General features: G+C 40.6%; 22 protein-coding genes and 3 other annotated features. Of the genes, 18 read left to right on the forward strand and 4 right to left on the reverse strand.

Annotated elements, in window-relative coordinates:
* The coding region (locus tag BM390_RS12400; RefSeq protein ID WP_143103128.1) for a transposase at nt 1-471 on the reverse strand (471 nt) is incomplete at its 3' end.
* A 180-nt stretch (nt 472-651) separates the two neighbouring features.
* Nucleotides 652-883, forward strand: a binding site (T-box leader).
* A gap of 73 nt (nt 884-956) precedes the next feature.
* Here BM390_RS12400 and thrS point away from each other — a divergent pair.
* From thrS to BM390_RS12440, 8 genes are all read left to right on the forward strand, one after another.
* Nucleotides 957-2,909, forward strand: a complete 1,953-nt coding sequence (gene thrS / locus BM390_RS12405) for a threonine--tRNA ligase (protein ID WP_062320935.1) — start codon at nt 957-959, stop codon at nt 2,907-2,909.
* A gap of 164 nt (nt 2,910-3,073) precedes the next feature.
* A complete protein-coding gene (locus tag BM390_RS12410; RefSeq protein WP_062320933.1) occupies nt 3,074-4,048 on the forward strand; it encodes an aldo/keto reductase family protein in 975 nt (324 codons plus the stop codon).
* Between the two features lie 186 nt (nt 4,049-4,234).
* Nucleotides 4,235-4,367 (forward strand) — a sequence feature (ribosomal protein L20 leader region).
* Between the two features lie 123 nt (nt 4,368-4,490).
* Complete coding sequence (infC, locus tag BM390_RS12415; RefSeq protein WP_143103185.1) at nt 4,491-4,994, forward strand: translation initiation factor IF-3; 504 nt, start codon at nt 4,491-4,493, stop codon at nt 4,992-4,994.
* A gap of 35 nt (nt 4,995-5,029) precedes the next feature.
* Nucleotides 5,030-5,224, forward strand: a complete 195-nt coding sequence (rpmI, locus tag BM390_RS12420; RefSeq protein WP_062320931.1) for a 50S ribosomal protein L35 — start codon at nt 5,030-5,032, stop codon at nt 5,222-5,224.
* Between the two features lie 42 nt (nt 5,225-5,266).
* Nucleotides 5,267-5,626, forward strand: coding sequence for a 50S ribosomal protein L20 (gene rplT, locus BM390_RS12425; RefSeq protein ID WP_062320929.1), 360 nt, complete (start codon nt 5,267-5,269; stop codon nt 5,624-5,626).
* 82 nt (nt 5,627-5,708) lie between these two features.
* On the forward strand, nt 5,709-5,987 hold the full coding sequence (locus BM390_RS12430; protein WP_062320928.1) for a DUF1294 domain-containing protein: 279 nt from the start codon (nt 5,709-5,711) through the stop codon (nt 5,985-5,987).
* Between the two features lie 36 nt (nt 5,988-6,023).
* Complete coding sequence (locus BM390_RS12435; protein ID WP_062320926.1) at nt 6,024-6,509, forward strand: dUTP diphosphatase; 486 nt, start codon at nt 6,024-6,026, stop codon at nt 6,507-6,509.
* Between the two features lie 53 nt (nt 6,510-6,562).
* Entirely contained in the window at nt 6,563-7,639 is a 1,077-nt protein-coding gene (locus BM390_RS12440) for a M42 family metallopeptidase (protein ID WP_062320924.1), read from the forward strand.
* A 129-nt stretch (nt 7,640-7,768) separates the two neighbouring features.
* Here BM390_RS12440 and BM390_RS15815 read toward each other — a convergent pair whose 3' ends face one another.
* The gene (locus BM390_RS15815) at nt 7,769-8,353 is read right to left on the reverse strand and encodes a lytic transglycosylase domain-containing protein (protein ID WP_062321019.1); all 585 of its coding nucleotides are present in this window, start codon (nt 8,351-8,353) and stop codon (nt 7,769-7,771) included.
* Nucleotides 8,354-8,479: 126 nt separating this feature from the next.
* A complete protein-coding gene (gene sspI, locus BM390_RS12450) occupies nt 8,480-8,689 on the reverse strand; it encodes a small acid-soluble spore protein SspI (protein ID WP_062320922.1) in 210 nt (69 codons plus the stop codon).
* A 106-nt stretch (nt 8,690-8,795) separates the two neighbouring features.
* Between sspI and BM390_RS12455 the strand changes: the two genes are divergently transcribed.
* The 3 genes from BM390_RS12455 (at nt 8,796) to pheT (ending at nt 13,453) form a co-directional block, all read left to right on the forward strand.
* A complete protein-coding gene (locus tag BM390_RS12455; RefSeq protein ID WP_089855182.1) occupies nt 8,796-9,530 on the forward strand; it encodes a TrmH family RNA methyltransferase in 735 nt (244 codons plus the stop codon).
* A gap of 141 nt (nt 9,531-9,671) precedes the next feature.
* Nucleotides 9,672-9,916: a binding site (T-box leader), on the forward strand.
* A 56-nt stretch (nt 9,917-9,972) separates the two neighbouring features.
* Nucleotides 9,973-11,007: a phenylalanine--tRNA ligase subunit alpha gene (gene pheS / locus BM390_RS12460; protein WP_062320920.1), complete on the forward strand. Its 1,035-nt coding sequence runs from the start codon at nt 9,973-9,975 to the stop codon at nt 11,005-11,007.
* A 19-nt stretch (nt 11,008-11,026) separates the two neighbouring features.
* On the forward strand, nt 11,027-13,453 hold the full coding sequence (gene pheT, locus BM390_RS12465; RefSeq protein ID WP_062320918.1) for a phenylalanine--tRNA ligase subunit beta: 2,427 nt from the start codon (nt 11,027-11,029) through the stop codon (nt 13,451-13,453).
* 30 nt (nt 13,454-13,483) lie between these two features.
* Here pheT and rnhC read toward each other — a convergent pair whose 3' ends face one another.
* Nucleotides 13,484-14,413: a ribonuclease HIII gene (gene rnhC, locus BM390_RS12470; RefSeq protein ID WP_062320915.1), complete on the reverse strand. Its 930-nt coding sequence runs from the start codon at nt 14,411-14,413 to the stop codon at nt 13,484-13,486.
* A 122-nt stretch (nt 14,414-14,535) separates the two neighbouring features.
* On the opposite strand from rnhC, the gene zapA reads away from it, so the two are divergent.
* The 7 genes from zapA to uvrC all read left to right on the forward strand — a co-directional run bounded on the left by zapA (nt 14,536) and on the right by uvrC (nt 23,671).
* A complete protein-coding gene (gene zapA, locus BM390_RS12475; protein WP_062320913.1) occupies nt 14,536-14,796 on the forward strand; it encodes a cell division protein ZapA in 261 nt (86 codons plus the stop codon).
* Nucleotides 14,797-14,803: 7 nt separating this feature from the next.
* Nucleotides 14,804-15,328: a CvpA family protein gene (locus tag BM390_RS12480; RefSeq protein WP_062320911.1), complete on the forward strand. Its 525-nt coding sequence runs from the start codon at nt 14,804-14,806 to the stop codon at nt 15,326-15,328.
* Nucleotides 15,329-15,395: 67 nt separating this feature from the next.
* Complete coding sequence (gene polX, locus BM390_RS12485) at nt 15,396-17,129, forward strand: DNA polymerase/3'-5' exonuclease PolX (protein ID WP_089855185.1); 1,734 nt, start codon at nt 15,396-15,398, stop codon at nt 17,127-17,129.
* 9 nt (nt 17,130-17,138) lie between these two features.
* Nucleotides 17,139-19,481: an endonuclease MutS2 gene (locus tag BM390_RS12490; protein ID WP_062320910.1), complete on the forward strand. Its 2,343-nt coding sequence runs from the start codon at nt 17,139-17,141 to the stop codon at nt 19,479-19,481.
* Nucleotides 19,482-19,574: 93 nt separating this feature from the next.
* Nucleotides 19,575-19,889 (forward strand): thioredoxin, encoded by a 315-nt coding sequence (trxA, locus tag BM390_RS12495; protein WP_062320908.1) that lies wholly within the window; start codon nt 19,575-19,577, stop codon nt 19,887-19,889.
* Between the two features lie 124 nt (nt 19,890-20,013).
* Nucleotides 20,014-21,711 (forward strand): hypothetical protein, encoded by a 1,698-nt coding sequence (locus BM390_RS12500; RefSeq protein WP_089855188.1) that lies wholly within the window; start codon nt 20,014-20,016, stop codon nt 21,709-21,711.
* Nucleotides 21,712-21,826: 115 nt separating this feature from the next.
* Nucleotides 21,827-23,671: an excinuclease ABC subunit UvrC gene (gene uvrC, locus BM390_RS12505; protein ID WP_371859891.1), complete on the forward strand. Its 1,845-nt coding sequence runs from the start codon at nt 21,827-21,829 to the stop codon at nt 23,669-23,671.
* The last annotated feature ends 12 nt before the right edge of the window (nt 23,672-23,683 follow it).

The raw sequence follows: 23,683 nt of genomic DNA on the forward strand, positions 1-23,683 counted from the left end.
TTTATCTTCTTTAGGTGGTGCTTGATCTCGCGCATTAAAGTGCGTAGAATCAATCGCCACAGTGTCATCAACGATAAAACCTTCTTGAATGGCAGCTAGAACAATACGCTCTTGAATCTCTTCAAGACAATGAGAATCACTCAGCTTGGTAATTAAGCGTGAATATGAAGCTTCGGATGGGATATGATCAGACACAAGAAATCCACAGTTAATCTTGAAAGCTATATCTTCATTTAGGCGTTTGACCAAATCTTTAATTGTAGGAATACGCTCAACATATCTTATAAAAACAGAAATAATCATAGCAGCGTAGTTAAGCTCCTCCGGAGCTCCAAGACGTGATTTTTTACTTACCTCACGGTAAATGTGGTCAATATCAATGACCGAAATAATAGCGTCATATCGTTGGGTAGGTTCCATTGCATATAATTCATTAATGCTAAATAAACTCTCTTGTCGTATAATAGGCATAGGGAGTTCTCCTCCAGTCTTTTGGTTTAGTTTGGTTACTTACCATTATACAAGACTTGGGGAGGTACTTCCTTTTTTATGCTTCAAAACCATTGGGCCGCAAGGCCTCAGAATTATGAAATTCATTCACCTCTTGATTTTTTTAATAGACAAGACTATAATACAAATCATAATTAAAAAGTAAAAGTTTTGATGAGGACAATATTTTTGGTCGCTGTGTAACTAGAGAGGAAAACCATGTGCTGAAAGTTTTCTATACACACCCACAAAATTACCACCTCTGAACTCCACTTCTGAACGAGTGACTTAATTAGGAAGCTGGCGGGTACTCACCGTTACATGAGTTTGAATGAGCCAAACAGAGTTGTTTGGGAATGAGGGTGGAACCACGAGCATAACGCTTGTCCCTTTGCGGTAATCGCAAAGGGATAGGCGTTTTTATATTGGCCTTTGTGATTAACTGACTATTTTAAGGAGTGAAATATATGGCAGAACAAATCAAATTAATTTTTCCAGATGGAAACGAAAAACTTTTTGACCAAGGAACAACAGGTGAAGACGTTGCACAGTCCATTTCACCAGGCTTAAGAAAGCAAGCTGTCGCCATCAAGTTAGACGGTGACTTACTTGATTTACGTCGTCCATTGCCGCACGACGGTGAAATGGCGATTATCACGTCACGTGACGCTGAAGGGTTAGAAATCTTACGTCACTCAACAGCTCACCTTATGGCACAAGCAGTGAAACGCTTATTCGGCGATGAGGTTAAACTCGGTGTCGGACCAACGATTGAAGAAGGTTTTTACTATGATATCGATATGGCCCATCAATTAACTCCAGAAGACTTACCGAAAATTGAAAAAGAAATGCAACGCATTGTCGATGAAAATATTGAAATCCACCGCATTGAAGTGTCACGTCAAGAAGCGTATGATCGCTTTAAAGCGATTGGTGATGACTTAAAGCTTGAACTATTAGAAGCGATCCCGGCAGATGAGACAGTGACGATTTATGAACAAGGTGAATTCTTTGACCTTTGTCGCGGTGTCCACGTGCCACAAACAAGCAAATTAAAAGTCTTTAAATTATTAAGTATCTCAGGCGCTTACTGGCGTGGAGACAGCAACAATAAGATGCTCCAACGCATTTACGGGACAGCCTTCTTTAAGAAAGAAGACTTAAAGCATCATTTACATGTCCTTGAAGAGCGTAAAGAGCGTGACCACCGTAAACTTGGTAAAGAACTCGATCTCTTTACTGTGTCGCAAAAAGTGGGTCAAGGCCTGCCGCTATGGTTACCAAAAGGCGCAACCATTCGTCGTATGGTTGAACGTTATATTGTCGACTTAGAAGAACGTCTCGGTTATGATCACGTCTATACCCCTGTCTTAGGAAGTGTGGAGCTTTATAAAACAAGTGGTCACTGGGATCACTACAAAGATGATATGTTCCCGACACTTGAAATGGACAATGAAGATTTAGTCCTTCGTCCAATGAACTGTCCGCATCACATGATGGTATATAAAAACCAATTATACAGCTACCGTCACTTACCAGTACGTATCGCAGAACTTGGTATGATGCACCGTCATGAAATGTCTGGTGCCCTTGCAGGTCTGCAACGTGTGCGTGCGATGACACTGAATGATGCGCATATCTTTGCGTGTCCGGATCAATTGAAAGATGAATTTATTCGCGTGGTAGAACTGATCCAACACGTGTACCGTGACTTTGGCTTTGAAGATTATTCTTTCCGCCTATCTTATCGAGATAAAGATAACACAGAAAAATATGTGGATAACGATGAGATGTGGGAAAAAGCACAAGCGCTATTAAAAGAAACAATGGAAGATATGAACCTTGATTATGTTGAGGCTGAAGGTGAAGCGGCCTTCTACGGTCCTAAGCTTGATGTTCAAGTGAAAACGGCTTTAGGTAAAGAAGAGACGTTATCAACGGTGCAATTAGACTTCCACTTACCAGAACAATTCGATTTAACGTATGTTGGTGAAGACGGTAAAGATCACCGTCCTGTTGTTATTCACCGCGGAGTTGTCTCAACGATGGAACGCTTTGTGGCTTTCTTAATTGAGGAATATAAAGGTGCCTTCCCAACCTGGTTAGCACCTGTTCAAGCGCGCATTATTCCGGTATCAAATGATGTTCACCAGGATTATGTGAAAAAGTTAGAAGATCGTCTCAGATTAGAAGGTTTCCGCGTGGAACTCGATATGCGTGAAGAAAAACTTGGCTATAAAATTCGTGAGGCGCAAACAGAAAAGATTCCATTTGCGCTCGTTGTCGGTGATAAAGAAATGGAAGACAATGCGGTCAATGTCCGTCGTTACGGAGAACAAGATCAAGTGACTGTCTCGCAAGATGATTTTATTGCCTTAATGAAACAAGATATTGAGAAAAAATCACGTAAAGAATCATAATAACGTCTTTTAAATGACGTTCGTCTCTAACACTCTAACAAGTAGCGTTAACTTAAATCAAAGTTGACGCTACTTTTTTAATGCAGGAATCTTTAACCTGTGTGTCGAATTAAAAGAGTAAGGACAATTGAATAAACTACGGTTTGACATAAGGAGGACTATTTATGCAGTATCGCTATCTAGGTAAGAGTGGTTTACAAGTCAGTGAGTTGGCGCTCGGCAGCTGGTTGACGTATGGAAAAGCTGTCGGTAATGAAACGGCCGAGGCCTGTATTGACCGCGCCTATGAACACGGTATTAATTTTTTTGATACCGCCAACGCTTATGAACAAGGAGAGGCCGAACGGGTACTCGGAAAAGCGCTACAGAAGTACCAACGCTCTAGTTACGTCGTCGCAACGAAAGTATTTTTCCCAATGGGAGAAGGTGTTAATTACCGCGGGTTATCGCGTAAGCACATTATTGAACAGTGTGATCAAAGTTTGAAGCGTTTAGATCTTGACTATATTGATTTGTATCAATGTCACCGGCCAGACCCACATGTGCCCCTAGAGGAGACGATGATGGCCTTAGATGACTTAGTACGCGCAGGGAAAATACTCTATAAAGGAGTAAGTGAATTTTCGAGCATTGACTTAGAACGGGCGCAAACGATCAATCGGGATTACCGATTACATCCCCTCATTTCAAATCAACCGATTTATAACATGATTGAGCGCTATATCGAAGAAGATGTCATCGACACCTCTCATCGTAATGGCATCGGACAAATTGTCTTTTCACCACTTGCCCAAGGGGTACTAACGGGTAAATATAAACCGAACGAAGCACCACCAAAAGCTTCAAGAGCAGCCAATGATGAGACAAACTTTGTGATTAACAGTTATTTTGATGACCGTGTGTTACAAGCGGTGGAGTCACTTGGTAAAATTGCTGCGGCGAATGACTTTACGATGGCGCAGCTGGCGTTGCGCTGGATTCTTAGACAAGATAATGTTGCTTCAGCGATTATCGGTGCCAGCCGAACCGAACAAATTGATGAAAATGTCGAAGCGCTTCACAAACCGTTAACAGAGGATCTGCTTGTGGAAATTGATCGCATTCTAGAAACAATTAAAGATTTCCACCCGATGCGTTAGTAGGATAAATGCGTGTGTTTGCGACCTGTAACTGATAGGATGCTAATAAGTAGAGGGCAGTTTTAATACGACGCTTTCCATGACTGCCCCTTGTTGGCCCACATATTTAAATAAAAATACAGCGATTTTCGTTGACAAGGTAGTAAAGAGATGCTATGATAGGAAAAGTGAAATTGAATATGATCTTTAGACAAGTAGAGGCACCCGCTTCTCGCCTGATCGACACAATGATTGTAGTTGCCAGGTTATCACATTCTGAATTTTTGAAGATGACAGGATATGTGTGGGTGCTTACAAGTACCGACACTTTTTTTATTGTCTTTAATGGCTAAGTTTTTATACACTTGTCAATGACTATTGGAAGGTCAGGTTCTAACAAGAACCGGTCATAGTTCATGCCGCTTTTAAAAAATTTCGGAGGTGGATGATTATTAGCAAAGATATGAATGTCAATGAGAATATTCGCGCACGTGAAGTTCGTCTTATTGATTCTAATGGCGATCAACTAGGTGTTAAGTCTCGTAATGAGGCGCTTGATATTGCTGCAACACGTAATTTAGATTTAGTTCTTGTCGCACCAAATGTCAAGCCGCCAGTATGCCGTATCATGGATTACGGTAAATATCGTTTTGAGCAACAAAAGAAAGAGAAAGAAGCACGTAAGAAACAAAAAATCATTAACGTCAAAGAAATCCGTCTTAGCCCGGGTATTGAAGAACATGATTTTAACACAAAACTTCGTAATGCACGTAAGTTCTTGGAAAAGGGAGATAAAGTAAAAGTCTCGATCCGTTTCCGTGGCCGTGCGATTACACACAAAGACTTAGGTCGTAAAGTTCTTGAGCAAATGGCTGAAGAATGTAAAGATTTATCAACAGTTGAGCAAAAAGCTAAAATGGAAGGCCGTAGCATGTTCTTAATGCTTGCGCCAATCAATGAAAAATAAGCTTTAATTTATATGCTTTTAAGGAGGAACTACTCATGCCAAAAATGAAAACACATAAAGGCACTCAAAAACGTTTCAAAAGAACTGCTTCAGGAAAATTAAAGCGCGGAAGTGCATATATCAGTCACTTAGCTGCAAACAAATCAACGAAGCAAAAACGTAAGTTACGTAAAGGTGGCCTTGTGTCTGCAGGCGATCAAAAACGTATTGATCAAATGTTACCAAGATAACAAATTATTAGATTTCGGTAAGATATATAGGAGGGAATTATTATGGCACGTGTTAAAGGTGGAACAGTCACACGCAAGCGTCGTAAACGCATATTAAAATTAGCAAAAGGGTACTATGGTTCAAAACATGCCCTATTTAAAGTAGCAAAGCAACAAGTTTGGAAATCAGGTCAGTATGCATACCGTGACCGTAAGCAAAAGAAACGTGACTTCCGTAAATTATGGATTGCACGTATCAACGCTGCAGCACGTTTGAACGATCTTTCATACAGCCGTCTAATGCACGGTCTTAAATTAGCTGGTATCGAAGTTAACCGTAAAATGTTAGCAGAACTTGCTATTTCTGATGAAAAAGCTTTTGCACAGTTAACTGAGCAAGCTAAAGCAGCATTAAACAAATAATTAACACATGATCAAAGAGTTGTTTTCTTATATAGAAGACAGCTCTTTTCGTTATGCAACAAATGAATGCGGGGATAGTACAATGACACTATTTATCAGTTATCTTATATTAATTAATCTCATTGGCTTTGTTCAAATGGGAATAGATAAACGAAAAGCAATGAAAGATCAGTGGCGTCTACCAGAAAAACAATTGTGGCTTACTGCGATCCTTTTTGGTTCACCGGGTACTTATTTCGGGATGCAACTGTTCAGGCATAAAACAAAACATCGCTTATTCAAGTTTGGGTTACCAATTCTTTCGATGATTGAACTTCTCATCATTGTCTTTATATTTGCGTATTTCGATTGGACCTTTTAAAATGAATAAGACTACATATGAAGAAAGGACGTCAAAATGGAACTGACACAACTTTTTACACGTCAAAAAGAATTAGACGATTATATTGAACAAAAGCATGACTTAACGTCGCGTGATTTATTTGAAGAAAAGATTTTAGCATTATTTGTAGAAATTGGTGAATTAGCCAACGAAACGCGTTGCTTTAAATTTTGGAGTGTGAAAGAACCGAGTCCAAAACAAGTCATACTCGAAGAGTATGTTGATGGGATTCACTTTTTACTCTCACTCGGTTTAGTCAAAGGTTTAACACCTGAAAAAGCCGAACCGTTTGAACAAGAGACCACGACGACCGCACTCTTTAATCAAATGTACCGAGCGATTGATTACTTTAAAGATCAACAAGATGAAGAGACTTATTTGATTGTCTTTGAATTGTATTTAAAGTTAGCGCGTCAGCTTGGCTTTAGTGATGAGGACATCTTAACGGCTTATCATGAGAAAAATGATGTTAACTTTAAGCGTCAAGATAGTGATTATTAATCAGAATAAAAAAGAATGATGGATCTATCCATCAACTTTGGGAGGTCATGTAAATGGATGAAAAACTAATGATGTTGAAAGAACTAACAGAAGCAAAAGGGATTTCAGGTAATGAAAAAGAAGCGCGTGACGTTATGGACCGCTATATTCGTCCCTTTGCGACAGAAGTATCAACAGACCGCATCGGTAGCTTAATTGCGAAGAAAGTCGGGAAAGAAGGCGGACCGAAAGTGATGGTCGCCGGTCACTTAGATGAAATTGGCATGATGGTGACACGTATTGATGAAAAAGGTTTTGTCTACTTCCAAACGATTGGCGGTTGGTGGTCACAAGTGATGCTTGCTCAGCGTGTGACCATTATGACATCAAACGGGGATGTCACAGGCATTATTGGGTCAAAACCGCCGCATATTATGTCGGCTGATGCGCGGAAAAAACCGTATGATATTAAAGATATGTTTATTGATATCGGTGCGTCAAGTAAAGAAGAAGCTAAAGCGTTTGGGGTAAAGCCAGGTGACTCGGTCGTACCTTATTTTGAATTCCAACCGATGAAAAACAAAAAATTATTACTCGCTAAAGCATGGGATAACCGCGTCGGTTGTGCGATTGCGATTGAAGTATTAAAAGCATTAAAAGATACCGATCATCCAAATGTTGTTTACGGTGTTGGTACCGTTCAAGAAGAAGTTGGGTTGCGAGGCGCAAAGACAGCAGCCAATACGATTCAACCAGATATCGCCTTTGCGGTTGATACAGGTATCGCAGGAGATACACCAGGTATCTCAGCGAATGAAGCTGATAGTAAGATTGGTGAGGGTCCACAGATTATTATTTATGATGCCTCGATGATTTCACATAAAGGGGTGCGCGACTTAGTCGTTGAAACAGCAGATCAACACGACATTCCTTATCAATACGCCACGATTGCGATGGGCGGCACTGATAGTGGTTCGATTCATTTAACCGCTAACGGCGTACCAACGTTATCGATTGGTGTGGCGACGCGTTATATTCACTCACATGCGGCGATCATCCATCAAGATGATTTAGATAACGCGGTGAAATTAATTGTGGAAGTGATTAAACAATTAGATGAAGAGACAGTGAAGACAATCACGTTTGGTTAAAGAGTAAGACAACTAACATAGGCGTGTAAATGACGATCATCATATAAAAAGAAAAGGATGGCCAGCTGGCCATCCTTTTCTTTTTATATATATTTTTGTTGTTTATCATAAAGTATTTTAAAAGGGTAGCTACCCAAGTAAACGCGTCACTTTTTCGACATAACGGGTTGTTTCAGTAAATGGTGGCACACCGCCATATCGGTCAACATTACCTGGACCAGCATTGTAAGCGGCAAGGGCGAGGGTTTCATTGCCATCATATCGATGTAACATTTCTTTTAAATATTTTGTCCCACCCATCACGTTTTGATAAGGATCAAATCGGTCGGTCACCCCTAAACCTTCAGCCGTTTTCGGCATGAGTTGCATTAATCCAGCCGCCCCGGCATGACTCACAGCATCCGGATTAAAGTTTGATTCTGTTTGAATCACTGCCCGAATCAATTGTTCACTGACACCATATTTCGCACTGGCCTCACTAATAATGGTGTTCATGGACTCATCAGAGTAGTTAATCTTGATCGGTGATGGCATCATCCATTGTTCCATGGATGACTGATTTTCAACGAGATCACGGATGCGTGTATGATCAGACGTATCTATTTGACTGATGATACTAGAAAAGTCAAGAGTGGGTGGTTGAGTTGTGTCTGTTTGACTAAATTGACTGGTTGATTGTAATTTCATCATCGCTTGCATGAGTTGAATATCTATCTTGCTCACCCCTTAGGTGTATCTTAAATTGGACTGTTAATTTTTACATAGCTCATATACATTTTAGCGTGAGCGTGATAAAAAGTAAAGACTTTAACAAAGATAAAAGCCGGCCGTTTGGCCAGCTTATGCTTGAAGCGATGTTGAAAGTTCTTTGAGTAAAGCGTCCTTATGTTCTTGGGTTGACTGTTGCCAGTGAAGCTCGAATAAATATCCAAGGCCAGGTAAGAGTTGTTCCTCATTTGAGTTAATGGCGTCAGAAATGGTTTGTTCTAACTCTTGTGGGGTGACATTTTGTAATTTTTCTTTAAGTGCGACACGAATATTTAAGTTCATTATTGTACTCCTTTTTTGGTTGATAAATATAGTTTGACCAAAGTTAGCCAAGTTATGTATGATAGAGGAGATATTTTAAAATTGAACGAAGATAAAGGGTGACACGATGATTACATCAACAAAAAATGACACAATTAAACAATGGATGAAATTGCATAAGAAAAAATACCGCGAACAGACGGATCAATTTCTACTTGAAGGCGATCATCTCGTTGAAGAAGCACTCGGAAGTGACTGGGATATAGAACAATTGATTGTGCGTGAGGACAGACAATATGAGGCATGGATCGCAAATTATCCGAAAACAGTGGTCACAGATCAAGTCTTTAAAGCGCTCGCTGACACACCATCCCCACAAGGTATTATAGCGGTGGTGAACATAAGAACTTATCAAACCGATCAATTTAAAAAAATACTCGTGTTAGATAACGTGCAAGACCCTGGAAATGTAGGGACGATGATTCGCACAGCTGACGCTTTTAATTATGACGGCGTTATATTAGGGAAAGGGACAGTTGATCTATTTAACGATAAAGTGATTAGAGCAACCCAAGGATCACTCTTTCATTTACCAGTAGTAAAGGCCGATTTACAAACGCTGCTTCCTGACTTACAAGCTCGTGGCGTTCGTCTCATCGCATCGACCTTAGAAGAAGCCGTGCCACTTGAGGAAGTGACAGTTCCGGACAGTTGTGCAGTGATTGTCGGTAATGAGGGCAGTGGAGTTGCATCAGACATACAAGAACTAAGCGATCTGAAGGTGAAAATTTCAATTAATGGTCGTGCTGAATCCTTAAATGTCGGCGTGGCCGCTGGAATTTTATTGTATTATTTTCAGTGATAATGTTAAATGCCCTCATGATTTCTAGTTATTTTTTAGAAAAGTGTTAAAGAAAGGCTGAATTTTCATTTCAACCATTGCAAGCCCACGGTTTTTTCACTATACTAAAGAGTATATGTATGAAAATTAATCATGACGATATAAAAAGCGAAGAACGAGCCAAGTAAGTTTTACACGGCTTCATGATGAGGGATGTTTTGTCTAGACTGGAAGCAAAACACGTGAAGCGTAGAACTGAATTCACTCGGGAGCTGTTCATGGGACCTTTTTAAGCGATTAAAAAGTAAAATGATACCGGACAACACCGTTCGTTAACAAATAAAAGTGGGTAAAGTGTGAACTTTATCAACAAGGGTGGTACCGCGACTGATAGCCTCGTCCCTTTTTGGGAGGGGCTTTTTATATTGTCAAAAAAGGAAACGATGAAAGGGAGGATATAAAGATGCAAGACAAATTACAAGCATTAAGAGAAGAAGCACTCACAAAAATTAATGAAGCAGACGATTTAAAAGCACTTGAAGCTGTGCGTGTTGGCTATTTAGGGAAAAAAGGGCCCATCACAGAAGTATTACGAGGCATGGGGAAACTTTCCGCTGAGGAGCGTCCTGTTGTTGGTGAATTGGCTAACACAGTGAGAGCCGCCATTACCGAAGCGCTCGAAGCAAAGAAACAGGTATTTGAAGAGGAAGCACTCAATGAACAATTAAAAGCAGAAGCGATTGATGTGACGTTACCAGGTCGTCCTGTTACGCTTGGTGGTCCACATTTATTGACATCGATTGTGACAGAGATTGAAGACTTATTTATCGGGATGGGCTTTGAAGTAAAAGAAGGGCCTGAAGTTGAAACAGATTATTATAACTTTGAGGCACTGAATTTACCAAAAGATCATCCCGCACGTGACATGCAAGATTCTTTTTACGTAACAGAAGAATTATTGATGCGCACGCACACGTCACCTGTACAAGCGCGAACAATGGGGGAATATAAAGGCAATAAACCCGTAAAAATGATTTGTCCTGGGAAAGTGTACCGTCGTGATACCGATGATGCCACACACTCCCACCAGTTCACGCAAGTCGAAGGCCTTTATGTCGATAAGAATGTGCGCATGAGTGATTTAAAAGGTGTCCTCAATCAATTTGCGAAACAATTCTTCGGAGAAGAACGTGAGATTCGTTTGCGTCCAAGTTTCTTCCCGTTCACTGAACCATCGGTTGAGATGGATATTTCATGTAAAGTCTGTCACGGAAAAGGTTGTTCTGTATGTAAACAGACAGGCTGGATTGAAATCTTAGGTGGAGGCATGGTTCACCCAGACGTGCTAAAGATGGCAGGTTATGACCCTGAGATTTATAGTGGCTTTGCGTTTGGTATGGGACCAGAGCGGATTGCGATGTTGAAGTATGGCGTTGATGATATTCGTCACTTCTACACAAACGATCAACGATTCTTAGCGCAATATCATCAAGCATAATGAACGAGGAGGAAAAGCTGTGTTAGTATCATTAAATTGGTTAAAACAATATGTCGATTTAGGTAGGGAAACACCTGAATCACTCGCAGATAAGATTACAAAAACAGGTATTGAGGTAGAAGGTATTGAATATGTTTCAGAACAATTAGACCATGTTGTTGTTGGTTATGTTGAATCATGTCAGAAGCATCCTGATGCGGATAAATTAAATGTCACGAAGGTTAATGTCGGTGATGAGGTTCTCCAAATCGTCTGTGGTGCCCCCAACGTAGCAGAGGGACAACATGTGGTTGTTGCTAAAGTTGGTGCCGTTCTTCCAGGTAACTTTAAAATTAAACAAGCAAAACTACGCGGGGTAGAGTCTAACGGTATGATTTGTTCCTTGCAAGAACTTGGCATCAAGGAACAATATGTGCCAAAAGACTTAGCGGACGGTATTTTTGTCTTTACCGAGTCAGTCCAAGTAGGACGTGACGTGACAGAGTACTTAAATTTGGATGATGCGATTTTAGAATTAGGTTTAACACCTAACCGCTCAGATGCCCTAAGTATGCTTGGGGTTGCTTATGAAGTGGCAGCGATTTTAAATGAAGAAGTGATCCTGCCAGATGAGACGTATACGACGACAGATGAACAAGCGACCGAACGCGTTTCAGTAAAAGTTGAAGCGACAGATGATAACCCTTACTACGGGGCCTTTGTCGCAAAAAATGTGACGATTAAATCAGCGCCACTATGGATGCGTAATTACTTGATGGCAGCAGGCATTCGTCCAATTAATAATGTTGTTGATATCACAAATTATGTGCTACTTGAATATGGTCAACCTTTACATGCATTTGACTTGGATAAATTCGGATCAGATCAGATTGTTGTGAGACGTGCAGCAGACAATAAAACATTTGTCACACTTGATGAAGAAACCCGTACGTTAAGTGATCAGCACTTAGTCATCACGAACGGACAAGCACCGCAGGCTCTTGCGGGTGTGATGGGTGGTTTTGAATCAGAGGTGAGTGCGACGACAACAACGGTCTTACTTGAAGCGGCTTACTTTGATGGTAAACGTGTACGTCAAGCAGTGAAAGATCACGGCTTACGTAGTGAGTCAAGTACCCGGTTCGAAAAAGGCGTGGATCCTAATCGTGTCAAGCGTGCCGGATATCGTGCGCTACATTTACTTGAAAAATATGCCGACGCCAAAATCTGCGTAGGGGTAAGTGAATATGATGCGCTTGATTACAGTGAAAAAGATGTGGTCATCACGACAGAACGTATCAATGACCGTCTAGGTACGACCATCACAGATCAAGACATTGCGATCATTTTAGATAAATTACAATTTACTTATGATCAAGATAAGTCAACCTTCACGGTCCACGTACCGACACGTCGTCAAGACATTACCATCTTTGAAGATATGTTAGAAGAAGTCGCAAGAATTTATGGGTATGATCATTTAGATTATACGTTACCAGAAGGTGGCCAATTTGCTGGTAAATTAACCGAACGTCAAGCCTTAAAACGCTTTATTAAACAGGTGATGGAAGGGGCTGGTCTGTCTGAAGCCATTACTTATTCACTAACGACAACAGAACGGGCCACCACCCTTGTTGCACCTGATATTAAAACGCAAGCTGTTAGCCCGGTACGCTTAGCGATGCCGATGAGTGAAGAACACTCGACATTACGTTTAAGCTTATTACCCGAACTATTAGCTGTCGCGAGTTATAACCAAGCACGTAAAGAAAAAGATCTTGCCCTTTATGAAGTCGGAACCGTATTTGTTTCTGATGAAAAAGAAATCACGAAACAACCAAAAGAATTAAACCGCTTAGCGGGTATTCTAAACGGTCAATGGCTGACACACCCATTCCAACAAGAACATAAAGCGGTTGATTTCTATGTAGCCAAAGGGATTGTAGAAACATTGGTTGATCGCTTAGGCCTTGACGTTACCTTCCGTCAAGCGGAGATTGATGGTATGCATCCAGGTCGAACGGCAGAAGTGTATCACAACGATCAATCGATTGGGTTTATCGGTCAAGTCCACCCAACGCTAGCCAAGTCATATGATTTAAAAGCAGTGTATGTCTTTGATTTAGATTTAGAGTATCTGTATGACCATGTGGACCTTGAACCGAACTTTAATCACATTCCACGTTTTCCGTCAATGTCACGTGACATTGCCTTAGTCATGGATGAGATGGTGCCAAGTGGTGATGTGTTAGCGACGATTAAACAAGCGGCTGGTGAACACCTTTACAGCTTACATGTGTTTGATGTGTATCAAGGTGAGCATTTACCAGTTGGTAAGAAGTCACTCGCGTTTAACTTACGCTACTTAGACCCGTCTCGTACATTAACGGATGACGAAGTAGAAGCAAGTTACGAAAAAGTATTAGCCGCAGTCAAATCAACACACGGTGCTGTTTTACGCGCGTAAAAATAAAAGTTATTAAGAAAAAATAGCGGCTTATTTTCTTAAGTAAGCCGCTATTTTTTCTGTGTTTTTAAAGTGAGTTTTCGCAAAATGATTAAGGCTATCATAGCCTTGTTTTTTAACGAGATAACTGGCGGCTTGGTCAACCTTACTAGAAGCGCCTTTAGGTAACGTGAAGCCGGCTTTTTTACTTAGTTTATCCATCTCTTTCACAAAGCTGTAGCGTGCTAAAATCGACGCGCACGCCACACTGATCGCGTGGGATTCTGCTTTTGTGACAAAGTACGTACCGACAGGTAATGTTTTTCGTTCAGATTGTAAATGCTTGATGTAGACATTCGGTGTTGCAAATTGATCAATAATAATCCCGTCAGGTTTTATAGGCGTTATTTTTTTAAGCAATTTCGTGATGGCGGTATGATGCAACATCGTTTTCATCTTGCCTTGTGACCAGCCTTTTTTCTGCAGGCGATTATATTTTTCATTATGTAAAATCACAAGGGAATAGGGAATCTCTAATTGTAAAATCGTTTTGGCTAATGTCTGAATGGTCTCATCGTTCAAATTTTTAGAGTCTTTCACGCCGAGTTCTTTCAGCAAAGCAATCTGGTCTTTTGTAACATAACAACTACATACAGTCATCGGCCCGAAGTAATCACCTGTACCGGTCTCATCAGATCCAATCGTGTTTTGCCCATACAGTGACTCATCAGGCATGTAGTCGTGTTGATTGACTGTCTTTTTCGTTGAAGCTTGCGTCTTTGTTGACTGCCAGCGATCGGCTTCTAACTCAGGGTTCTGCCCTTGAAACATCACTTTTTTTGAGCGATAGGCGGTAATCGTGACACCGTTTTTCTTTGCTTGAAATACCGCATGCTGCGGTGTCTTCGTTTGATAAGGTTGATAGTCATTGGTCATGTCTTTTAGTGTATCATCAGATACGTGAAGGATAATATGTCCCATAAGCACTCCTCTTTCATTGGTATGGTGTCATTATATCAGAGAAAATAGGGATAGAATAGTTTCCTAAATCACACACTTCATGTTAAGATTAATATTAGGATTTTATTAAAGGGGGTATACAGGTGACCCAGGCGAAAAAAACACGTGCCAACGTCGATATATATGGTAAAAATTATACACTTGTCGGTGATGAAGACATTCATCATATGCGCATGGTCGCAAGTGTGGTTGATGATAAAATGCGTGAAATTTATCAAGCGAATAAAAGCTTAGATACAACACGGTTAGCTGTGTTAACAGCCGTGAATACAATGAATGATTACTTAAAGTTAAAAGAGGCTTATGATGCCCTTGAACAAAAATTGAATAAGAAAGAGGACTAAAACTAAAATGATGGATTTAATCTTAATGTTGTTACTGATTTTTGGTATTTTACGTGGAATGAAACGAGGTCTGATCGTCCAAGTCTTTCATTTCGTTAGCTTCTTTATAGCGTTTATCGTTGCTTCGCGTTTTTATAAATCGTTTGGGGACATGCTAGAGATGTATATTCCTTATCCGCCACTCGAAGGAGATACGTGGGCTTTCTTTGAAGCAACGTTTAACTTGGAGGCAGCTTATTACTATATGATTGCTTTTGTTGTCTTGTTTTTTGTGACGAAAATTATTTTATCAATTATCACGGCGATGCTTGACTTCGTTGCGGAACTCCCACTACTTAATATCGTGAATAAAGGACTTGGGGCCGTATTTGGCTTTTTCGAACAGTACTTAGTGTTGTTTATTATTGTTTTTGTTTTATCGTTGTTACCAGTAGAACAAATACAAGCCATCATTGCCGAATCAAATGTTGCTCGGTTTATGATTGAACAGACACCGATCTTTTCAAACCAGATCATGGATTTATGGTTTTAATGGATGAACATGACAGACCCTTGTATTTTGTGCAAGGGTCTTTCCTTACGAATAGGAGGAGATTGTGATGAAGAATACAGATGCGATTAATAAAAAAGATATTATTCATTTACTTGAGGAGATTGCGATTTACTTAGAGTTAAAGGGAGAAAATCCATTTAAGATTTCTGCTTATCGCAAAGCAGCCCAAGCACTTGAAACGGATACTCGAGCCCTAAGTGAGATTGATGACTGGTCATCGATTAAAGGGATTGGTAAAGGTACGCAAGGCGTGATCACGGAATACTTAACTAATGGTGAATCAGAAACACTTACCCTTTTAAAACAAGAAGTCCCAGAAGGTTTAATTCCGTTACTCGATATTCAAGGTCTTGGTGGTAAAAAGCTTGCCAAATTGTATCAAGAGCTTAAGATTGAGAATATAGCTGATTTACAGGCAGCATGTGAAACCCACAAGGTCGCTGACTTAAAAGGCTTTGGTAAAAAATCAGAAGAAAAAATCTTAGCGGGTTTGTTGAACTTAAACGCCCAACCAGAACGCTTACCCTTTGATGCGGTACGCGGGGTACGTCAAAACATTGAAACAGCCCTTGGGTCAATGGACGGTGTCAAACGGTTTAGTATCGCTGGCAGTATGCGCCGGATGCGTGAGACAGTGAAAGACTTAGATTTTATTATCGCAACGGAACAACCAGAGGTTGTTAAAGAACAGTTGCTAGAGTTAGCGGGTGTGAAAGAAGTGATCGCAAGTGGTGACACGAAGGTGTCCGTTGTGATTGAAGACAAATATGATGTGAGTGTTGATTTTCGTATGGTTGAGAATAAAGCTTTTGCGACGACATTGCATCACTTCACGGGTTCAAAGGATCATAACGTCATGATGCGTCAACTCGCCAAAGCGCGCGGGGAAAAAATCAGTGAATACGGTGTGGAAAATGTTGAAACAGGTGAGGTTGTAACCTTTGATTCAGAAAAAGCTTTCTTCCAACATTTCGACTTACATGAGATTCCGCCTGAGGTTCGAGAAGCGAAAGGCGAGATTGAGACTTATAAAAAAACTCATCCGTTAGTCACACTTGAAGATATAAAAGGCGACTTACACATGCACACGACTTGGAGTGATGGGGCCCAGTCGATTGAAGAAATGGCTAGATTTGCGAGTGACAAAGGTTACGAGTATATAGCGATCACTGATCACTCAAAATTCTTACGGGTAGCGAACGGTTTAAATGAAATCCGGTTAAGAGAGCAACGCGAAGAGATTGAACGCGTGAGAAAACGCTTTCCAGAACTCACGATTTTAGCCGGTGTTGAGATGGATATTTTACCGGACGGCACGCTTGACTTTGATGATGATTTTTTACAAGAACTTGATTATGTGATTGGGGCGATTCACTCATCATTTAGCCAAACAGAAGCAGAGATCATGACGCGTCTGTTTAACGCCATGGAGAATCCTTACGTAAAACATATTGCTCACCCAACGGGACGCCTGATCGGTAAGCGAGACGGGTATAAAGTAAATATGGAACAACTGATTCAAAAAGCGAAAGAGACACATACCATCTTAGAGCTCAATGCTAATCCAAAACGATTTGATTTAAATAGTGAATGGATTAACGTGTGTCAAGAACAAGGTGTGAAGATCACGATCAATACGGATGCTCATAGTAAAGAGACGCTTGAGTTTATGAAAGAAGGCGTCGGTGTCGCTAGACGTGGCTGGTTAACAAAAGAATCGATCGTCAATACGTGGTCATTAGAAGAACTACAAGCATACTGGAAGAAAAAACAAGAATAAGGTGATTCGATGAATGAAAGAATATATCGTGTATTAGAGTTTAATAAAATTATTGATCGATTAATAGACAAAGCAGATACATCACTTGGTAAAACACTTGCCAAGCAAACGAAGCCAAAGACAGACCTGGAGACGGTTTTAAACTTACAAGCAGAAACCGATCAAGCTGTCCAAGTATTGCGGCTGAATCAAACGCTACCCTTTGGCGGGATTAGTGATATTCGTCCGAGTGTAAAGCGGGCAGAAATCGGCGGGATTTTGAGTGCCGCTGAGTGTCTACAAGTGCAGAGTACTTTATATGGAACGAAAAATATTAAACGCTTCATGGATCAGATGGAAGAACCTGAGGCGCCGCTTATTCGTGCGTTAACGGAAGAACTTGAGCCGTTATCTCCGCTTGAGCGAGAAATTAAGTCATGTATTGATGAACATGGTCATGTGATGGATGCGGCATCAGATGCCTTACGTCAGATTCGTTCAAAAATTAGAACGAGTGAATCACGTATCAGAGAACGTTTAGAGGCGTTGACCCGAACAAAGTCGAATATGCTATCTGATGCGATTGTGACGATTCGTAATGACCGTTATGTGCTTCCTGTCAAGCAAGAATATCGTCAAGCCATCGGTGGGATTGTCCATGACCAATCAGCCTCAGGCCAAACATTATTTATGGAGCCACAAGCCGTGGTTGATGTGAATAATCAATTGTCAGAAGCAAAAGCAAAAGAACAAATCGAAATTGAGAAAATCTTAAAAGAATTGTCACTGAAAATCGCAGAAGAACACGTCGCTTTAAGACATAATATTGACGTGTTAAGTGCTTTAGATCTTATCTTTGCGCGTGGTAAATTATCACAAGCAATGCATGCGGCGATGCCAAAAATGAATGATCGTGGCTTTATCGAGATGAAACAAGCCCGTCATCCACTCTTAACGGATGAAGAAGTGGTCGCCAATGATATCACCTTAGGTGAAGATTATCATGCGATTGTCATTACCGGGCCGAACACCGGTGGTAAGACGGTCACATTAAAACTTGTCGGTTTACTCACCTTAATGGCCCAATCAGGCTTGCAAGTACCAGCCCAAGATGGCTGTGAACTCGCGGTGTTTGAAGACGTCTTTGCTGATATTGGTGATGAGCAGTCCATTGAACAAAGTTTAAGTACGTTTTCATCACACATGACGAATATCGTTGATATTCTCGCGCATATTAACGACAAGACGTTAGTGTTATTTGATGAGTTAGGGGCAGGCACAGACCCACAAGAAGGGGCAGCGCTAGCGATGGCGATTTTAGATGAAGTCGTAAAAAAACAAGCACGCGTCATTGCGACAACGCACTACCCTGAATTAAAGGCGTATGGGTATAACCGTGACGGCGTCATTAACGCCTCGGTGGAATTTAACGTTGAAACATTACGACCAACCTACCGGTTATTGATTGGTGTACCAGGTCGTAGTAATGCGTTTGATATTTCTCGTCGTCTTGGACTGGATGAGTCACTTATACTCGCAGCAAAAGAGTTGATTGGCACAGATACGAAGAGTGTGGATCACATGATTGCTTCACTTGATACCGCAAGACGTCAAGCAGAAGATGATTACTTAAAGGCAGAAGCTTATGTCGAGGAAGCGGCTGAGCTAAAACGTGACTTAGAACGCAAGTGGCAGGAATTTGAACAAGAACGTGACCGGTTACTTGAAAAAGCAGAACAAAAAGCAGAAAAGGCGGTTGAAAAAGCACGCGCGGAAGCGGAAGCGGTTGTTCAAACGATCCGTGAGATGAAATCCCAGCACGAATTAAAGGAACACGAATGGATTGAAGCACGTAAATTATTTGATGAAGCTAAACCATCATTAACGAAGAAGCAACAAAAACAAGTGGACAAGAAAGTGAAAGATGAAACGTTAGAAGTTGGGGATGATGTTCACTTAGTCACGCTCAATCAAAACGGGACGATTGTTGAAAAGATTTCGAATAAAGAATTTCAAGTACAAGTCGGTATGATGAAAATGAAAGTAAAGAAAAATCAGCTTGAAAAATTACAACCGAAAAAAGAAACGGTCACGCGTCCGGTCGCAACTGTTAAAAATAAAGGCTCTGATACAAAGCCAGAGCTAGACTTACGCGGAGAGCGTTATGAAGATGCACTGCAACAACTAGAAAAATATATTGATGATGCCTTACTTCAAGGTTATCCACGGGTGACGATTATTCATGGTAAAGGCACCGGTGCTTTAAGAAAAGGTGTGCAAGAATTTGCCAAACGTCATCGTCATATTAAATCAGCGACCGCTGGAAGTGCGCAAGAAGGCGGTAGTGGCGTCACGATTTTTGAGTTCAAGTAAGTGTGAGCAGAACGCTAGCCAAAAAAAACCCCTGGGTGGTATACTTGGCATTGTAGATATCATTGAGAACATTTTTTTAGGAGGAATTATATAATGGCAACTGTAAAAGTAACAGATCAATCGTTTAAAGAACAAACATCTAAAGGTTTAGTATTAGTAGACTTCTGGGCACCATGGTGTGGGCCTTGTAAAATGATCGGACCTGTTTTAGAAGAACTGTCTGATGACATGTCAGATAAAGTAACGATCGCAAAATTAAACGTTGATGAAAATCAACAAACCGCAGGTCAATACGGCGTTATGAGTATCCCAACATTGCTATTCTTTAAAGACGGCGAAGTTGTTGATCAAGTTGTTGGTTTCCAACCAAAAGAAGCATTAGAAGCACGTATCAACCACCACGCATAAGATGAAAAAAGGAGCCGAGCGGCTCCTTTTTTTTTTACGGTTATTTTTGTTTTTAATTCGCGCGTGTGCTATGCTAAATAAGTAACATTTTACATATCATGTTCAAAAAAGGAGTCTCACATTTATGAAAAAATCACGTGCTAAAATAATGCTGTATGCCTTGTTTTTACTTGGTATCGGGATCAGTTATTATCTTGTCCTTCCGCCACTCAATATCCAGTCGCCAGGTTTTAGAAGTTACCTGGCTGTGATAGTCTTAGTTGCTATGTTTATTGAAATTTTAGTTGATTCAGTTTTTTCTCCACAAGCCCTTAGAAAGTTAAGTAAAAAATATTATGCCTTTGGTTTTGTGCTGATTTTTATTGGGATTAGTTTTATATTACAATTATTTAATGGACCAGTCTTTCGTGCGAAAGACTATGCTGCTTTAATTGAAGTAGAGGAAAAAGATTTTGAAACAGAGTTTCCAACATTATCGACGGATCAAATTCCGATGCTTGACCGTGATACAGCTAAACGTTTAGGAGACCGTCGAATTGGCTCTTTAACAGTGCTTGTCTCCCAATTTGTACCCGCAGAAACGTATACGCAAATCAATATTGCGAATGAACCGTACCGGGTAACCCCACTGGAATATGCCGGCTTTATGCAGTGGCTAAACAACCGTGAAGAAGGCTTGCCGAATTACTTAACGGTTGATATGGTTTCAGGTGAAGTCACAGTTGAAGATGTAGAAGATGGCATTAAATATTCCGATGCTGAGTTATTTAATCGTAATGTGAAGCGGTACTTACGCTTTAACTATCCAACCAAGATGTTTCAAACCCCATCATTTGAAGTAGACGATGAGGGACACCCACACTATATTGCAACAACATATGAAAATAAGTTTCTCTTTACCCAACAAGAGCCGAACGGTGTCATTGTGCTTGATGCGGTCACAGGTGAGACGGCTGCCTATTCATTACAAGACATGCCGGATTGGGTGGATCGGATTTATGCCGCCGAGCTTATTATTCAACAACTGAATTACCGAGGGTTGTATGTTAATGGTTTTTGGAACAGTGTCTTTCAAAAACAAGGGGTGACACAAACCACCAACGGCTATAACTACATTCCGATGCAAGACGATGTTTATTTATATACCGGCGTGACGAGTGTCAATCGTGACGCATCAAATATTGGTTTTTACTTGGTTAATTTACGCACGAAAGAAGCATCATATTATCCCGTTACATCGGCAGATGAATTCTCTGCGATGGAATCAGCTGAAGGTAGCTTGCAACAAATGCGCTTTACCTCAACCTTCCCGCTGCTCATTAGTCTTGAAAATAAACCTTATTATATTTCATCTTTAAAAGACGATTCAGGCCTTGTCCGTTCATATGCCTTAGTGGATGCGGTTGATTACCAAAAAGTTAAAACCGCCGAAACTGTGGATGGTTTAATTAGACAAGTGACAGGTGATACTGATACAGACAGTATTGTAGAAGATATTGAAACAGACGAGGAATTAACTGAATTAACGGGACGCGTTGAAGAGATTGCCCAAGTGGTTGTCGAAGGCAATACCGTGTATTACTTTATGATTGATGGTGCGATTTATAAAGCAGATATCTCACTTAGTGATCTGTTACCATTTGTCGGTGTAGGTTCAGAAATCCAAGGGGCCGTCAATGAAGAGTTAGAATTTCGTGTCTTTGAACTCTTGGAACAACCAGCAGCAGAAGAGGAATCGACTGGCTCAGAACCAGATGGAACGAAAGCATCAGACGATACCGAAACGAATGAATCATCATCTGATGAGAATGCAGAAGAATAATACATGATCAAGATTCATCGATAAAAGAGGCACGCTCACAATCGTGGGTGTGCTTCTTGGTTTTTAAAAGAGAACACACGTGCTATAATAAAAGCACTGTAAAAGAGGTGAGATAATGAGTCAGATTGAAGAAAAGTTGAAAGTGTTACCGGCTGAGCCTGGTTGTTATTTGATGAAAGATAAGCATGGCACCGTGATTTATGTCGGTAAATCAAAAATGTTAAAAAATCGTGTTCGGAGCTATTTCACCGGCGCCAATGATCAAAAAACGCAGCGTCTCGTTCAAGAGATTGTTGATTTTGAATATATCGTGACATCGTCAGAAATTGAAGCATTAATTTTAGAGATGAATTTAATAAAGAAATATGATCCGAAATACAATATTTTATTAAAAGATGATAAATCCTATCCGTATTTAAAAATTACGAATGAACGCCATCCTAGGCTCATTATCACAAGAAAAGTATTAAAGGATAAGGCCCGTTACTTTGGCCCCTATCCCAACGTATTAGCCGCAAGAGAAACGAAAAAATTATTAGACCGATTGTACCCTCTTAGAAAGTGCAACAATCCACCAGGAAAGTATTGTTTGTATTATCATTTAGGTCAATGTCTCGCTTGTAGCGACACCCCACCTAGTCGTGACTTTTATAAAGACATTACTCAAGAAATTTCTCGGTTCTTAAAAGGTGGTCATCAAAAAATCAAACAAACCATCCAAGAAAAAATGTATCAAGCGAGCGAAGATTTAAACTTTGAGCGCGCGAAAGAATTGCGTGATCAGCTTACCCACATCGATTCGGTGATGGAACAACAAAAAATGACGTTAGAAGATCGAACAGACCGTGATATTTTTAACTTTAGCTATGACAAAGGCTGGATGTGTGTCCAAGTCTTCTTTATACGTCAAGGGAAACTCATCGAACGGGACGTCTCTATTTTCCCGTTCTTTGATGAACCGACAGATGTCTTCACGACCTTTGTTGGGCGGTTCTACTTACATCAAAATCACTTAAAGCCGAAACAAATTCTTGTGCCGGCACCGATTGAGTATGAGATGTTAAAAGAATTACTAAAGATTGATGTGACGATTCCATATCGCGGGAGAAAGAAAGAATTGATTGATTTGGCAGGTAAAAATGCTGAAATTGCGCTATCAGAAAAATTCCAACTGATTGAACGTAATGAAGAACGGACAATCAAAGCGGTAGAAACGTTAGGGGACATTCTTCAAATTGACACGCCACACCGGATTGAAGCCTTCGATAATTCGAATATCCAAGGGACCGATCCCGTTAGTGCGATGGTCGTTTTTATCGACGGTAAACCGGATAAAAAAGAGTATCGAAAATATAAGATTCGTGACGTTAAAGGACCAGATGACTATGATACAATGCGTGAAGTCATTCGTCGTCGTTATACAAGAGTGCTAAAAGATGGTTTACCACTTCCAGATCTGATCCTTGTTGACGGGAGTAAAGGGCAAATGACGGCGGCACGTGATGTGCTTGAGAATGAACTTGGGTTAGATATACCTCTTGCGGGACTGGCGAAGGATGATAAACATAAAACGAGTGAGTTGTTGTATGGAAGTCCACCGACGGTGGTTAATCTAGGACGCAAATCGCAAAGTTTTTATTTGATTCAACGTATTCAAGATGAAGTTCACCGATTTGCGATTACGTTTCACCGCAGTTTACGCGGAAAAAATGCCATTCGTTCAGAACTCGATCAAATACCTGGTGTCGGGGAAAAACGCCGCCGCTTACTGTTGTCTCACTTCAAGTCTATCACGGAAATAAAACAAGCGGATCTTGATACGATGACCCGGCTTGGGATTCCAAAACCAACAGCTGAGACGATTCTCCATCATTTGAATCAAGAAAAAGATGAGACACATGACGCAGATGACTCGGATGTTATAGATAAAATAGAAAGTATGGAGGAAACAAGTGAATAAGGTTACCTAAAA

Origin of the sequence: Halolactibacillus miurensis (assembly GCF_900116255.1) — a bacterium.
In the GTDB taxonomy this organism is placed as follows: Bacteria; Bacillota; Bacilli; order Bacillales; family Amphibacillaceae; genus Halolactibacillus; species Halolactibacillus miurensis.